The organism is Streptomyces violaceorubidus (assembly GCF_000717995.1).
In the GTDB taxonomy this organism is placed as follows: Bacteria; Actinomycetota; Actinomycetes; order Streptomycetales; family Streptomycetaceae; genus Streptomyces; species Streptomyces violaceorubidus.
In genome coordinates, this window is the sequence record NZ_JODM01000011.1 from 25,966 (window position 1) to 40,239 (window position 14,274).

Consider the following 14,274-nt stretch of genomic DNA (forward strand, 5'->3'; position numbering starts at 1 on the left):
GACCACTGACAATCGGCCCGAGCCGGCCCGAGCCGGCCCGAGCCGGCCCGAGCCGGCCCGAGCCGGGCGTACGGGCGGCCCCTCGTCGGCGCCGGGCGTCCGACCGGCCGGACGTCGGGGACGCCCGTGCGGGCCCCGGCGCCTGCGGGGGTTCGAACCGGGCGCGGAGCGGGAAAGCGGAGGCCGGACTGGTCGGAGAGCCGTCCGGGTTGCCGCCGAGGGCTGATCCGGCTGCCCGGGCCCGGGGCGCGGGGTCTGCCTCCTGCGCCCCCTCGTGCCTCCGCACTCCCCACGGGCGCGGGCGGCGGGCCCCGAGTGCCGTATGCGCGTGGGCCGGCCGCGCCCGCCCGCCGGACGCCCGATCCGGGCTGGCACCGGGGACGCGGTGAGGCGCGGCGAGGGTGGCGGAGAATGGGGGCATGGCGGGATCGGGCGAGCGGGCGCGGCACTGGCGGTACGACGAGCTGCCCGACGTCGACCTGCTCCGCGCCCAGTACATACGGAAGACCTTCGTGCGCCACACCCACGAGCACTTCGTCATCGCCGCCATCGCCGACGGTGTGGAGGTCTTCCACCACGGCGGCAGCGACCAGTACGCCGGAGCCGGCTCGCTCGCCCTGGTCAACCCGGACACCCCGCACACGGGGCGGGCCGGGGTGCCGGAGGGCTGGCGGTACGGGGCCGTCTACCCGGCGCCCGAGCTGGTGGCCGGGATCGCGGCGGAGACGACGACGCTGCGCGGGACACCGGGGTTCGTCCGGCCGGTGCTCGACGACCCGTACACCGTCGAGCTGGTGCACCGCGTGCTGCGGGCCGCCGACGAAGGGAACGCGCTGGCCGCCGACACCCTGCTGCGGGTGGCCGTGACCCGGCTGCTGCGACTGAACGGCGGACCGCTGCCCCGGCGCCAGGTGCGTACGGCCGGGGCCAGGACGGCGGCACGCGCGCGTGCGGTGCTGGAGGAGCGGATGGCCGACCCGCCGAGCCTGGAGCGGCTCGCCGGGGAGCTCGGGAGCAGTCCGTTCGCGCTGCTGCGGGCCTTCCGGGACGCCTACGGCATGCCGCCCCACACCTGGCTGACGGACGCCCGGGTGCGCCGGGCGCGGCGGCTGCTGGACACGGGGACCTCCCCGGCCGAGGCCGCCGTCGCCGTCGGGTTCACCGACCAGCCGCACCTCAACCGGCACTTCGCGCGGATCGTCGGCGTGCCGCCCGGTGCCTACCAGCGCGAGCGCAAGAACGTACAAGACGCGCGGCCGGGGCTGCTCCTACCGTTCGAGGCGTGACAGAACAGACAGCCCTTCCCGACGCTCCCGGCACGGGGGTCGCCGGCGCCAAACCGGACGCCGCCGTCGTACGGGACGCCCTCGGTGTCGGAGTCGCCGTCGGACTGTCCGGGTTCGCCTTCGGGGTGACCTCGGCCGGCAGCGGACTCGGCCTGGCCCAGACCTGTGCCCTCAGCCTCCTGGTGTTCACCGGGGCGTCGCAGTTCGCGCTCGTCGGCGCCCTCGCGGCCGGAGGCAATCCGCTCACCGCGGCGGCCGGTGCCTTCTTCCTGGGCGTGCGCAACGCCTTCTACGGGCTGCGCCTGTCGCAGTTGCTGGCCCTCCCGCGCGCGGTGCGGCCGTTCGCCGCGCAGTGGGTCATCGACGAGACGACGGCCGTGGCGCTCACCCAGCCCACGCGGCGCGGTGTCCGGATCGGGTTCACCGTCACCGGCCTCACCCTGTACGTCCTGTGGAACCTCACCACCCTCCTCGGCGCGCTGGGCGCGGAGGCCATCGGGGACACCGACGCCTGGGGCCTCGACGCGGCCGGTCCGGCGGTCTTCCTCGCGCTGCTGGCGCCGATGCTGAAGAACACCACCGAACGCGCGGTCGCCGCCCTGGCCGTCCTCCTGGGGCTCGGCCTGCTGCCCGTACTGCCCGCGGGCGTGCCCGTCCTGGTGGCCGCGCTGGCGGCGCCGCTCGTCCTGTGGGCGCGCGGACGCCGCGCGGGCGGTGCCGAGGCCGCTGCGGGCCGTGGGGCGGCCGAGGGGGAGAACGAGCGATGACCGTGTGGATCGCGATCGGCGTGACCGCGGTGGGCTGCTACGCGGTCAAGCTCCTCGGGCTGCTGGTGCCCGCGGGCGCCCTGGAACGGCCCCTGGTCCGGCGGCTCGCCGCGCTGCTGCCCGTCGCCCTCCTCGCGGCGCTCACCGCCCAGCAGACCTTCGCCGACGGACGGGAACTCGTGCTGGACGCGCGGGCCGCCGGAGTCGCCGCGGCCGCCGTCGCGCTGCTGCTGCGCGCCCCGTTCCTGCTCGTCGTCGCGGCGGCCGTGGTGGTCACCGCGGGCGTACGGGCCATGGGCGGCTGAGGCGGCGGGCCACCCGGCCGACCGGCCACCCGGCCGACCGGCGGTCAGGCGAGGGGACGGCCGTACGCCCGGAGGGTGCGCAGGGCGTGGAGCGTCACGCGGGCGCGGACCTCCAGCGCCGGGACGGGTGCCCAACGGCGCCGGCGCACCGGCCAGCCGCCGTCTTCCTCCTGCTCGGCGGCGAGGAAGTCGAGCGAACGGGTCATCTCCTCGTCCGTGAACCACGCGCGCGCGAGCGAACGGGGATCGCGCGCGTAGTCGTGCGGGAAGTGGTACTCGCCCGGGGCATGGCCGGGAGGGACCGGATACGTGTCGAGACCGGCCGGGTCCAGCACGGCGAGGCGCCGCTCGTGCACCAGCCGACCCAGCCGGTCGGCCGCGGCCCGCGCGCGCGTACGGTCCGGAGCGCCGTCCAGGAAGGCCACGGCGGCCTCGATCTCGTACGGGTGCGGGGACACCAGCGACTCGGCTGCCTGCCAGCAGAAGTCCGTGGCCCTGAACAGCCAGGCGTGCCAGACCTCGTTGCGGTGCAGCAGACCCACCACCGGACCGGTGACGAGCAGCGCACCGGGAGGATCCGCGTCGACCGGCACGAAGGGCGCGGCCGGGTACCCGTCCCGGCTCGCACGGGTCACCGGCAGGGCACCGTCGGGCGTGGACACGGAGGTCAGATAGCGGCAGACCCGCTCGGCCCGCTGCCCGCCGCAGCGGCCGACGGCGTCCAGGACGCGCAGCGCGCACGCGGTGTGCAGGGGCTGGCTGACCGGGCCGCGCAGATCGGGGTCCAACGCGTGGCCGTACCCGCCGTCCTCGTTGCGGTAGGCCTCCAGAGCGGCCTCCACCGGGTCGGGGTTCCCGCCGCGGAAGTGGTACGCGAACAGCCGCTGCTCCAGTACGCGCGCGGTGAGCCAGACGAAGCGCTCCGCGCGCGCGAGCGGTGAACGCGAGTCCCGGGCGCGGTCGGCGGCGGGCGGTGGGATCGCGGGGAGGGGGGACGCTCCGGTTTCGGCCATGGCTCAGACCGTAGGCCGAAAAGCGGTTCCGGCAGGCGGTCCCGGCTCAGGGCCCACTCTCAGGGGCGGGATACTGGAGGCATGCGGTTGACGGTCTTCTGGGAGCGGATGACGGATCACTTCGGTCCGGGGTATGCCGACACCTTCGCGCGCGATCACGTGATGACGGAGCTGGGCGGGCGTACGGTGCACGAGGCGCTGGACGCCGGATGGGACGCCAAGGACGTGTGGCGGGTGGTGTGCACCGTCATGAGCGTGCCTCGGGAACAGCGGTGACGGTTCACGAAGATCTCCGGACGGGGCTCCTCCGCCGGTGGAGTGGGCGAGACTTGCTCCGTGGCATCCACTGACGAGACCGGGCAGGCCGCCCGGCACCCATCCCAGGCCGGCACCACGCCGCCCTCCGGCCCCCCGGCCGACCGGGCCGCCGCCGGACCGGGCGCCCGCATGCCGCGCTGGCTGCCGCGCGCGATGGTGCTGGCCCTCGCGCTCATCGCCGCCTTCCAGCTGGGCAGCTGGGCCTTCCACCAGCTCACCGGGCTGCTGATCAACATCCTCATCGCCTTCTTCCTGGCCCTGGCCATCGAGCCCGCGGTGAGCTGGATGGCCGGGCGTGGGATGCGCCGGGGGTTCGCCACCTTCCTCGTCTTCCTCGCCGTGCTGATCGCCGCCGCGGGGTTCGTCACCCTGCTCGGCTCGATGCTCGCCGGGCAGATCGTCAAGATGGTCGAGGACTTCCCGGACTACCTCGACTCCGTCATCAACTGGATCAACGGCCACTTCCACACCGAACTGCGGCGGGTCGACATCCAGGAGGGCCTGCTCCGCTCCGACTGGCTGCGCAACTACGTCCAGAACAGCGCGACGGGCGTCCTCGACGTGTCGGCGCAGGTCCTCGGCGGTCTCTTCCGGCTGCTGACGATCGTGCTGTTCTCGTTCTACTTCGCCGCCGACGGCCCCCGGCTGCGGCGCGGACTCTGCTCCGTCCTGCCGCCCGCCCGCCAGGCCGAGGTCCTGCGCGCGTGGGAGATCGCCGTGGACAAGACCGGCGGCTACCTGTACTCACGCGGCCTGATGGCGCTGATCTCCGGCATCGCGCACTACATCCTGCTGGAGATCCTGGAGGTGCCCTACGCGCCCGCGCTCGCCGTGTGGGTGGGTCTGGTGTCCCAGTTCATCCCCACCATCGGCACCTATCTCGCGGGCGCCCTGCCCATGCTGATCGCGTTCACCGTCAATCCCTGGTACGCGCTGTGGGTGCTGGTCTTCGTGGTGATCTACCAACAGTTCGAGAACTACGTGCTGCAGCCCAAGCTGACGTCCAAGACCGTGGACATCCACCCCGCGGTCGCCTTCGGTTCCGTCATCGCGGGCACCGCCCTGCTGGGCGCCGTCGGCGCGCTGATCGCCATTCCGGCGGTCGCGACGCTGCAGGCGTTCCTCGGGGCGTACGTCAAGCGCTACGACGTCACGGACGATCCGCGTGTCCAGGGGCGCCGCGACCGCCGGGCGGTGTCCGGTACGTCCACGCGGCTGCGCAACCTGTGGACCCGGCGCCCGGAACGGGGACGCCCGGGGCCGGAGGGCCCGGAGAGCACCGGGGACGGCGACTCCTCCTCCTGAGAGGCGGCACGCCCGCCCTGTACTCCGGCGGGAGCGAGAGCCGGAGCGGGATCAGCCCTGCGGCTCCTGGGGCGAGCCGACACCGGCCGGCACCATCACTTCCACCAGCAGTTCGGCGTCGAGACTGATGCCGACCTTGGCCACGGTGTCCCCTCTCGTCCCCGTTCCCGGTGCTGCACCCGCATCCGACCACCTGGCTCGCCGGCCCGCGGACGTACGCTCGGAAGGGCCGCGTGGTGCGCTTGACACGAAAATCGAACATCCATTCTTATGGAGGCTCCGGCGGGGCTCGTGACGGGTGATTCGAGTGGGTTCGGGGGGAGATGCACCCGAGTTATCCACAGGCCGGACCCGCATCCGGGCCCATTGTCAGTGGCAGGCATTAGCGTCTTTGACGTGAAGCGATCGAATCAAGCAAACCGGGTGGAACCCATGGCAGGAACCGACCGCGAGAAGGCCCTGGACGCCGCGCTCGCACAGATTGAACGGCAGTTCGGCAAGGGCGCGGTCATGCGCATGGGCGAGCGGCCGAACGAACCCATCGAGGTCATCCCGACCGGGTCGACCGCGCTCGACGTGGCCCTCGGCGTCGGTGGCCTCCCGCGTGGCCGTGTCGTGGAGGTCTACGGCCCCGAGTCCTCCGGCAAGACGACCCTGACCCTGCACGCGGTGGCGAACGCCCAGAAGGCCGGCGGCCAGGTCGCGTTCGTGGACGCCGAGCACGCCCTCGACCCCGAGTACGCCAAGAAGCTCGGCGTCGACATCGACAACCTGATCCTCTCCCAGCCGGACAACGGCGAGCAGGCCCTGGAGATCGTGGACATGCTGGTCCGCTCCGGCGCCCTCGACCTCATCGTCATCGACTCCGTCGCCGCGCTCGTCCCGCGCGCGGAGATCGAGGGCGAGATGGGCGACAGCCACGTCGGTCTGCAGGCCCGGCTGATGAGCCAGGCCCTGCGGAAGATCACCAGCGCGCTCAACCAGTCCAAGACCACCGCGATCTTCATCAACCAGCTCCGCGAGAAGATCGGCGTGATGTTCGGCTCCCCGGAGACCACGACCGGAGGCCGGGCGCTGAAGTTCTACGCCTCCGTGCGCATCGACATCCGCCGCATCGAGACGCTGAAGGACGGCACGGAGGCGGTCGGCAACCGCACCCGCTGCAAGGTCGTCAAGAACAAGGTCGCGCCGCCCTTCAAGCAGGCCGAGTTCGACATCCTCTACGGCCAGGGCATCAGCCGCGAGGGCGGTCTGATCGACATGGGCGTGGAGCACGGCTTCGTCCGCAAGGCCGGTGCCTGGTACACGTACGAGGGCGACCAGCTCGGCCAGGGCAAGGAGAACGCGCGCAACTTCCTGAAGGACAACCCCGACCTGGCCAACGAGATCGAGAAGAAGATCAAGGAGAAGCTGGGCGTCGGCGTGCGTCCCGAGGAGCCGGCGACCGAGCCCGGCGCGGACGCCGCCTCCGCCGCCACGGCCGACGCCGCACCGGCGGTGCCCGCGCCCACGACCGCCAAGGCCACCAAATCCAAGGCCGCGGCAGCCAAGAGCTGACCCGTGACCCGACGAACCGACTGGGCCGAGTACACGAGCGGCCCCGCCGGGCCGGGCGACGGCGCGTACGGGGCGGCTGCGGCCCCGTACGAGACGGGCCCCCGCGCCGTGGATCCCTCCGTGGATCCCGCCGATGACGGCGAGGTGTGCCGCGGTGACGGCGAGGCGCGCCACGGCGGTGGGCGGGGCCGCGGAGGGGGCGGTCCGCGCGGACGCCGTCGGCGCGAGCGTGCGGGGCCGTCCGCCGAGGACGGAGGCGTCACTTCCTCGTCGAGGGCCGAGAAGGGGGAGCCTCCGCGGGACCCGGTCGAGCAGGCACGGGCGATCTGCCTGCGCCTGCTCACCGGGACCCCGCGCACCCGCAGGCAACTGGCCGACGCCCTGCGCAAGCGGGAGATCCCGGACGAGGCCGCGGAAGAGGTGCTGTCCAGGTTCGAGGAGGTCGGCCTGATCAACGACGGTGCCTTCGCCGAGGCCTGGGTGGAGTCACGGCACCACGGTCGCGGGCTGGCCAGGCGCGCTCTCGCCAGAGAGCTGCGCACCAAGGGCGTCGACGCCACACTCATCGACGCGGCGGTCTCCCAGCTGGACACCGGGCAGGAGGAGGAGACCGCGCGCGAGCTGGTCGCCCGCAAGCTGCGCGCCACCCGGGGCCTGGACCGCGACAAGAGGCTGCGCCGCCTCGCGGGCATGCTGGCCCGCAAAGGCTATCCCGAGGGCCTGGCCCTGCGGGTGGTCCGCCAGGCGTTGGAGGAGGAGGGCGAGGACACGGAGGGTCTCGGCGACGAGGGGTTCTGAGCCGGGGTCCGACCCGGGGCACTCGGGGAGCGGCCCGGCAGTCGGGCGGGGGAGGGCCGCGAGGGCCGCGCGGGATGACCGGTTATCCCGCGTTCCCGGAAGGCTGAGGGCCCTGCGCACGGCGGTCCCGCCCGCGCCGTCCTGGCCGCACGAGCCGCGGCCACCGCGGGCGTGTCCCGTCGGGTCAGAAGACCGGCGGCCGCGCCTGGCCGCACGAGCCGCGGCCACCGCGCGGGTGTCCCGTCGGGTCGAAAGACCGGCGGTCGGCGGACCCGCGCGGATACCGGCACCCCCGTGCCGCCCGCCGACTACCGAGACCGATCGGCGGCCACGGGCAGGCCCGCCGCGCGCCAGGCCTGGAAGCCGCCGATCAGATCGGTGGCCCGGCGCAGACCCAGACGGTGCAGGGACTCCGCCGCCAGACTGGAGGCGTAACCCTCGTCGCACACCACGACCACCCGCACGTCGTGGTCCGTCGCCTCCGGGACGCGATGGCTGCCCTGCGGGTCCAGCCGCCATTCCAGTTCGTTGCGCTCGATCACCAGGGCGCCGGGAATCACACCGTCCCGCTCGCGCAGAGCGGCGTACCGGATGTCGACCAGCAGCGCCGTGCCGGCCTCGGCGGCGTCGTACGCCTCCTGCGGTGCGGTCCGCCGGTATCCGGCGCGTACGCGCTCCAGCAGGGCGTCGATGCCCGTGGGCCCGCTCACTGCCAGTCCTGCGGGCGCTCGACCTGCTCCAGGCGCAGGGTCTGTCCGCTGCGGCTGTAGCGGCGGATCTGCGGCAGCGGCGGGTAGTAGGCGTGCACGGACACCGCGTGGCGGTCGGTCGACTCGTTGAGGACCTCGTGCACGTGGTGCCGGCCGAAGGCGCGTCCCTTGCCGACACTCAGCCGGCGTTCCCGGTCCACACCGTCGCTGAGTTCGAGGGTCTTCCAGCCGTCGGTGGGCAGTCGGGCGGCGAGGGCGTTCTCCCTGAGCACGCCCGCGGCCGTGACGAAGGCGCCCACGGAGTCGGCGTGGTCGTGCCAGCCGGTGCCCGTGCCGGGCGGCCAGCCGATCAACCAGGCCTCGCTGCCGCCCGGCCCGGCCAGCCGCACCCAGGTGCGGCCCTCGGGGTCGAGCGGCAGGGAGGCGACCAGTTCGGCGTCGGCAGCCGCACGCCGTACGAAGTCGAGGAGTTCGGCCTGTGTCGGCGCGGCCGTGGCGGCCGTGGCGGCCGAGGTGCCGGTGGCGGGGGGAAGGGAGGAGAGGGACATGGGTACCGTCCTGGGAGTTCGCTGGGGAGCGCGCGGCGGCACGTGCGAGCGACGGCGCGCGCGAAGAAGAGGGAAGGCGAATTCAGCAGGACGGACGACACACGCAGCCCGCATAGCGGACGAGATCCATATGGACCCTCCGCCACAGGCGCACACAGGTGTCGGTCACGATCCGGAGTAGACCATGACGGTGCCGACCGGTCAACTCTGCGTCACCATGCGGACAGTGCCCGCCCACCGGGGACCGAGGACAGGAGACAGCAGGCACGGGACCCACCGCGGTCGACCGGGCGGCGGGCGCCCCGCTCAACGCGACCCGGCCGCCGCCTCCGCCCCCTCCTCGGCCTCCGTCGCCGCCCCGGCCGCCGCCCCGCCCAGCGCGCTCTCCGCGGCCGCGTAGAGATCGGCCGGCCGTACCCCGTTCAGCGCCGTGACCAGGTGGCCGTCGGGCCGCACCAGCAGCACCGTGTGCGCCGCGGCACCGGGATAGCTCTCGGTGACCAGCAACTCGGCACGGTGGGGCAGCGCCGTCACCGCGGCCGCCAGCCTGGGCATGATCCCGGCCGTCACCCAGTGCTTGCGCGCCCACACCCCGGTACCCGGCGCGATCAGCACCACCAGCAGTGCCCCGCGCCCCAGCCGGTCGCGCAGCCGCACGAAGGTGCCGTCCTCCGCCGTGACCCGCACATCGGTCACGGGCGTGCCGGGCGGTGTGTCCACGGCCACCTCACCGGCGAGGCCCCGGGGCGCGAGGGGCGAGCCGGCGTACGTCCCCGGCGCTCCCAGTGCCCCGCGCCCGAGGTGACCGTCCGCCAGCAGCGCGTCGTTGCCGCGGGCGGCGCCGGGGACGTAGGAGCGCAGTCCGCCGCCGCCGCGCAGCATCGGGAGCAGTTGGTCGGCGGCTCGCAGGCGCGCGGAGATCGCCGCCCGCCGCTCCTCCTGGTAGCTGTCCAGCAGTGCCTCGCGCGGCCCGTAATGCCAGGCCAGGGCCAGTTTCCAGGCGAGGTTGTCGGCGTCGAGCAGCCCCTCTTCGAGGCCCTGCGTGCCCAGCGCCCCCAGCAGGTGCGCCGCGTCCCCGGCGAGCAGCACGCGGCCCACCCGCCAGCGCCGGGCGAGGCGGTGGTGGACCGTGTGGACGCCGGTGTCGAGGAGTTCGTACGCCGGCGTCGAGCCTTCGGACCATCCGGCGAGGGTCTCGCGGACCCGGTTCACGAGGAGTTCGGGTGTGACCAGGTCCTTGCCCGGCGGCAGCAGCCAGTCCAGGCGCCACACGCCGTCCGGCAGCGGGCGGCCGACCACCTCGCCGGCCGACGGCCCGGTTGTCCGCCACGGGGGCAGGCGGTGGAGCACCGCCTCGTCGGTCCACGGGAGTTCCGTGCGCAGGGCGGCGACGGCGTATCGTTCCACCGCCGTACGGCCGGGGAAGCGGATGTCCTGGAGCTTGCGGACGGTGGAGCGGGGCCCGTCGCAGCCGACCAGGTAACTGCCCCGCCACCAGGTGCCGGCCGGGCCCCGGGTGTGGGCCGTGACGCCGGACCTCTCCTGCTCGATGCCGTCGAGCCGGCTGTCCACGGCGATCCTGACGAGCCGCTCACGGGCGAGCGCCGTGCGCAGGACCCCGGTCAGCTCGTGCTGGGCGAGGTGCAGGGGCGTCGGGTCGGTGTCGCCGAACACGACCTCGCGTGTCACCTGCTTGCGCCGCATCGACCGCCATCCGGCCCAACGCGAGCCGAGCCCGGTCAGCGGCGTGCCGGTCAGCCGCTCGACGAGCGCGACGGCCTCCTCGCGCAGGACGACGGTGCGCGCCGGGCGGGGTTCGTCCTTGCCCGGCCCCTCGTCGAGGACGACGCAGGGCACCTCCTGCCGCGCCAGCGCCAGGGCGAGCGTGAGCCCGACGGGCCCCGCTCCGGTGATGATCACCGGGTCCACGGTGCGGCGCCCCCTGCCCGTGGCGGTGTCCCGGGGGACGTGGGTGAACAGGACATTGGAGCAGGGTGCACGGTCACAGAACGTATGCAACCTATTGCCGCTGCTTGCGTCAAGCGACGGAGGCCGTGGCGATCATGCCACGGCCTCCGTCGTCGACCAGCTGTCGGTCATACGAGATGACCGAGTGTCAGATGTGCTAGAGCTTGCCGACGGCCCCGGCGTCGGCGGTCTCGACGTCGTCCGCGCTGAGCACCGCGCCCGTCGACTTCTTCCCCCGCCGCAGCCGGCGCTCCAGCCAGCTCGCGAAGCTCGTGAGGGCGAAGTTGAGCGCGATGTAGATCACGGCGACCACGGTGTAGCTGGCGATCACGTTGGCGCCGTAGTAGCCGCTCATCGTGTTGGCCGACGCGAGCAGTTCGGGGAAGGTGAGGATGGCGCCGCCGAGCGCGGTGTCCTTGAGGATCACGACGAGCTGGCTGACGATGGCCGGCAGCATCGCCGTGACCGCCTGCGGCAGCAGGATCAGCCGCATGACCTGGCCCTTGCGCAGCCCGATCGCCATCGCGCCCTCGGCCTGTCCCTTGGGGAGGGCGAGGATGCCGGACCGGACGATCTCGGCGAGGACGGAGGCGTTGTACAGCACCAGGCCGGTGACGACGGCGTAAAGCGGGCGGTCGTCCGAGCTGACGTTCGTGTACTCCGCGAACAGCGCGAGACCGAAGATCATCAGGACCAGCACGGGGATGGACCGGAAGAACTCGACCACGACCGCGGCCGGTACCCGGACCCACCGGTGGTCGGAGAGCCGGGCGATGCCCAGGGCCGCGCCGAGCGGCAGGGCGATGACCACCGCGAGGACCGCGGCCTTCAGGGTGTTCTGCAGACCCGGCCAGATGTAGGTCGACCACGCCTCGGTGCCGGTGAAGAAGGGCTTCCACAGCGCCCACTCCAGCTGGCCCTTCTCGTCGAGGGTGCTGAACACCCACCACAGCAGGGCGGCGAGGACGACCACGAAGACGACCGTGAAGATGACGTTGCGACGCTTGGCGCGGGGGCCCTGCGCGTCGTAGAGGATCGAGCTCATCGCTTCACCGCCACCTTCTTGCCCACCCAGCCGAGGATCAGGCCGGTCGGCAGCGTCAACACCACGAACACGAGAGCGATGACCGCGGAGATGAGCAGCAGCTGAGCCTCGTTCTCGATCATTTCCTTCATCAGCAGCGCCGTCTCCGCCACACCGATGGCGGCGGCGACCGTGGTGTTCTTGATCAGCGCGATCAGCACGTTCGCCAGCGGAACGACGGACGAGCGGAACGCCTGCGGCAGCACCACCAGGCGGAGCACCTGGCCGAAGCTCAGGCCCAGGGCCCGGGCCGCCTCCGCCTGGCCGACCGGCACCGTGTTGATGCCGGAGCGCAGCGCCTCGCACACGAACGACGACGTGTAGAGGATCAGGCCCAGGACGGCGAGCCGGAAGTTGATCGTCTCGAAGTCATTGCCTCCGCCGAGGGTGACTCCCAACGTCTGGTTCAGACCCAGCGACGCGAACAGGATGATCACGGTCAGCGGGATGTTCCGGACGATGTTCACGTACGCGGTTCCGAAACCGCGCATCAACGGCACCGGGCCGACCCGCATGGCCGCCAGTAGGGTGCCCCAGATCAGGGAGCCGACGGCCGAGAGCACAGCGAGCTGCACTGTCGTCCAGACGGCACCCGCCAGGTCGTAATCCTGAAGAAAGTCGAACACGATCTCCCGCGCTTCCGCGTGTAGGGATGCCCGCCCCGGTGCGCCGCCCCTGCCGTGGGGCGGCGCACCTCGTCAGGCCCGGCCTCAGCTCTTGATGTCGCCGATCTTCGGCGCCGGCTCGTTCTTGTAGTTGGCCGGGCCGAAGTTGTCCTTGACGGCCTTGTCCCAGGCACCGTCGGCGACCATGGCCTCCAGCGCGTCGTTGATCTTGTTCTTGAGGTCGCTGCCCTTCTTGACGCCGATGCCGTAGTTCTCGTTCGTCAGCTTGAAGCCGCCGAGCTTGAACTTGCCCTTGAACTGCGCCTGCGAGGCGTAACCGGCGAGGATCGAGTCGTCCGTGGTCAGCGCGTCGATGGCACCGTTCTGCAGGCCGGGCAGGCAGGCCGAGTACGTCGGGTACGGCTGCAGCTGGGCCTTGGGGGCCAGCTTGTCCTTGATGTTCTGCGCCGAGGTCGAGCCGGTGACCGAGCAGAGCTTCGCGTTGTTCAGGTCCTCCGGCGACTTGATCTTGTCGTCGTCGGCGCGCAGCAGCACGTCCTGGTGGGCCAGCAGGTACGGGCCGGCGAAGTCGACCTTCTCCGAGCGCTCGGGCGTGATCGAGTACGTGGCGGCGATGAAGTCGACGTCACCGCGCTGCAGCATGGTCTCGCGGTCGGCGCTCTTCGACTCCTTCCACTCGATCTGGTCCTCGGTGTAGCCGAGCTTCTTGGCGACGTACGTGGCGACGTCCACGTCGAAGCCCGCGTAGCCGTCCGGGGTCTTCTGGCCGAGGCCGGGCTGGTCGAACTTGATGCCGATGGTGACCTTCTTGCTGTCACCACCGGACGAGCCGCTGTCCTTGTCGTCGCCGCCACACGCGGTGGCGGCCAGGGCGAGGGCGAGCACGGCGGCCGAGGCGGCGGAGACCTTGCGAAGCTTCATGGTGAACATCCTTTGGCTGTGATCGAGCTGCGATCGGACGATCAGAGGATCAGGCGATCGGACGCGGCCGTCGGCGACGGGCCGCCGCGACGGGCGACGCGGGACGTCGGAGCCGCCCCGGGAAATCAGTGGTGCAGGATCTTCGACAGGAAGTCCTTGGCACGGTCGCTGCGCGGATTGCTGAAGAACTGGTCCGGCGTGGCCTCTTCGACGATCCGGCCGTCCGCCATGAACACGACGCGGTTGGCCGCAGAGCGGGCGAAGCCCATCTCGTGCGTGACCACGATCATGGTCATCCCGTCCTCGGCGAGCTGCTTCATGACCTCGAGGACCTCGTTGATCATCTCGGGGTCGAGGGCCGACGTCGGCTCGTCGAAGAGCATGACCTTCGGGTCCATGGCCAGCGCACGCGCGATGGCGACGCGCTGCTGCTGACCGCCGGAGAGCTGCGCGGGGTACTTGTCCGCCTGGGCGCCCACACCGACCCGGTCGAGCAGGGCGCGGGCCTTCTCCTCGGCCTTCTTGGCGTCGGCCTTGCGGACCTTGACCTGGCCGAGGGTCACGTTCTCGATCACCGTCTTGTGCGCGAAGAGGTTGAACGACTGGAAGACCATGCCGACGTCGGCCCGCAGCCGGGCCAGCTCCTTGCCCTCGGCGGGCAGCGGCTTGCCGTCGATCGTGATCGAACCGTCGTCGATGGTCTCCAGACGGTTGATGGTGCGGCACAGGGTGGACTTACCGGACCCCGAGGGCCCGATGACCACGACGACCTCGCCGCGGTGGATCGTCAGGTCGATGTCCTGGAGTACGTGCAACGCGCCGAAGTGCTTGTTGACGCTCTTCAGGACGACCAGTTCGCCGGTCGCAGCCTTGTTTTCCTTGGCCACCGATACTTCGGTCATCGCTCTCGGGCTCCGTCCTCCTGGGTTTCGCAGGACAGTAGTGACCCGGGACACGTGGCGTCTCTACATCTGAGCGAGATCTGAGCATCACGATCCGATAGCAATCGGACACGAGTCGTAGCACTGGTGAGCTGGGCGCGTCTCGGCCGGATAACTTCGAGCGGCC

At 72.1% G+C, this 14,274-nt stretch carries 16 protein-coding genes and 1 pseudogene; 7 read left to right on the forward strand and 10 right to left on the reverse strand.

All coding sequences use genetic code 11. From position 1 onward, the window contains the following. Window positions 1-419 precede the first annotated feature (419 nt). From IE94_RS0116070 to IE94_RS0116080, 3 genes are read left to right on the forward strand one after another with little or no spacing between them, the layout of a single operon-like run. Window positions 420-1,286, forward strand: coding sequence for an AraC family transcriptional regulator (locus IE94_RS0116070; RefSeq protein ID WP_030184309.1), 867 nt, complete (start codon window positions 420-422; stop codon window positions 1,284-1,286). Beyond that, entirely contained in the window at window positions 1,283-2,053 is a 771-nt protein-coding gene (locus IE94_RS0116075) for an AzlC family ABC transporter permease (protein WP_030184312.1), read from the forward strand. The genes IE94_RS0116070 and IE94_RS0116075 overlap by 4 nt, the downstream gene beginning before the upstream one ends. Further along, a complete protein-coding gene (locus IE94_RS0116080) occupies window positions 2,050-2,358 on the forward strand; it encodes an AzlD domain-containing protein (RefSeq protein ID WP_030184314.1) in 309 nt (102 codons plus the stop codon). Before IE94_RS0116075 ends, IE94_RS0116080 begins: the two co-directional genes overlap by 4 nt. A gap of 44 nt (window positions 2,359-2,402) precedes the next feature. Here the strand turns inward: IE94_RS0116080 and IE94_RS0116085 are convergent, their stop codons facing one another. Beyond that, on the reverse strand, window positions 2,403-3,371 hold the full coding sequence (locus tag IE94_RS0116085) for a hypothetical protein (RefSeq protein ID WP_030184316.1): 969 nt from the start codon (window positions 3,369-3,371) through the stop codon (window positions 2,403-2,405). Between the two features lie 81 nt (window positions 3,372-3,452). On the opposite strand from IE94_RS0116085, the gene IE94_RS0116090 reads away from it, so the two are divergent. Both IE94_RS0116090 and IE94_RS0116095 read left to right on the forward strand, forming a co-directional pair. Then, a complete protein-coding gene (locus tag IE94_RS0116090) occupies window positions 3,453-3,647 on the forward strand; it encodes a DUF3046 domain-containing protein (RefSeq protein ID WP_030184320.1) in 195 nt (64 codons plus the stop codon). Window positions 3,648-3,707: 60 nt separating this feature from the next. Beyond that, the gene (locus tag IE94_RS0116095) at window positions 3,708-4,994 is read left to right on the forward strand and encodes an AI-2E family transporter (RefSeq protein ID WP_209441070.1); all 1,287 of its coding nucleotides are present in this window, start codon (window positions 3,708-3,710) and stop codon (window positions 4,992-4,994) included. Between the two features lie 63 nt (window positions 4,995-5,057). Here IE94_RS0116095 and IE94_RS39255 read toward each other — a convergent pair. Continuing rightward, a pseudogene (locus IE94_RS39255) lies at window positions 5,058-5,138 on the reverse strand (DUF2191 domain-containing protein); the annotation flags it as partial. A 288-nt stretch (window positions 5,139-5,426) separates the two neighbouring features. On the opposite strand from IE94_RS39255, the gene recA reads away from it, so the two are divergent. After that, window positions 5,427-6,551, forward strand: a complete 1,125-nt coding sequence (gene recA / locus IE94_RS0116105) for a recombinase RecA (protein ID WP_030184325.1) — start codon at window positions 5,427-5,429, stop codon at window positions 6,549-6,551. 3 nt (window positions 6,552-6,554) lie between these two features. After that, window positions 6,555-7,349 carry a recombination regulator RecX gene (gene recX / locus IE94_RS0116110; RefSeq protein ID WP_030184328.1) on the forward strand — a complete coding sequence of 265 codons (795 nt, stop codon included), beginning with the start codon at window positions 6,555-6,557 and terminating at the stop codon, window positions 7,347-7,349. A gap of 308 nt (window positions 7,350-7,657) precedes the next feature. Here recX and IE94_RS0116115 read toward each other — a convergent pair whose 3' ends face one another. From IE94_RS0116115 to IE94_RS0116145, 8 genes are all read right to left on the reverse strand, one after another. Continuing rightward, the gene (locus IE94_RS0116115) at window positions 7,658-8,059 is read right to left on the reverse strand and encodes a rhodanese-like domain-containing protein (protein WP_030184329.1); all 402 of its coding nucleotides are present in this window, start codon (window positions 8,057-8,059) and stop codon (window positions 7,658-7,660) included. Beyond that, a complete protein-coding gene (locus IE94_RS0116120) occupies window positions 8,056-8,607 on the reverse strand; it encodes a cupin domain-containing protein (protein WP_030184331.1) in 552 nt (183 codons plus the stop codon). Before IE94_RS0116120 ends, IE94_RS0116115 begins: the two co-directional genes overlap by 4 nt. Window positions 8,608-8,689: 82 nt before the next feature. Beyond that, a complete protein-coding gene (locus IE94_RS41840; RefSeq protein ID WP_425337969.1) occupies window positions 8,690-8,884 on the reverse strand; it encodes a putative leader peptide in 195 nt (64 codons plus the stop codon). Window positions 8,885-8,913: 29 nt separating this feature from the next. Next, a complete protein-coding gene (locus tag IE94_RS0116125; protein ID WP_030184332.1) occupies window positions 8,914-10,536 on the reverse strand; it encodes an FAD-dependent monooxygenase in 1,623 nt (540 codons plus the stop codon). Between the two features lie 196 nt (window positions 10,537-10,732). Beyond that, the gene (locus tag IE94_RS0116130; protein WP_030184334.1) at window positions 10,733-11,620 is read right to left on the reverse strand and encodes an amino acid ABC transporter permease; all 888 of its coding nucleotides are present in this window, start codon (window positions 11,618-11,620) and stop codon (window positions 10,733-10,735) included. Beyond that, entirely contained in the window at window positions 11,617-12,285 is a 669-nt protein-coding gene (locus IE94_RS0116135; protein WP_030184337.1) for an amino acid ABC transporter permease, read from the reverse strand. The genes IE94_RS0116130 and IE94_RS0116135 overlap by 4 nt, the downstream gene beginning before the upstream one ends. An 84-nt stretch (window positions 12,286-12,369) precedes the next feature. After that, a complete protein-coding gene (locus IE94_RS0116140; RefSeq protein WP_030184340.1) occupies window positions 12,370-13,206 on the reverse strand; it encodes a glutamate ABC transporter substrate-binding protein in 837 nt (278 codons plus the stop codon). 125 nt (window positions 13,207-13,331) lie between these two features. Further along, window positions 13,332-14,108: an amino acid ABC transporter ATP-binding protein gene (locus IE94_RS0116145; protein ID WP_030184341.1), complete on the reverse strand. Its 777-nt coding sequence runs from the start codon at window positions 14,106-14,108 to the stop codon at window positions 13,332-13,334. Between the last annotated feature and the right edge of the window lie 166 nt (window positions 14,109-14,274).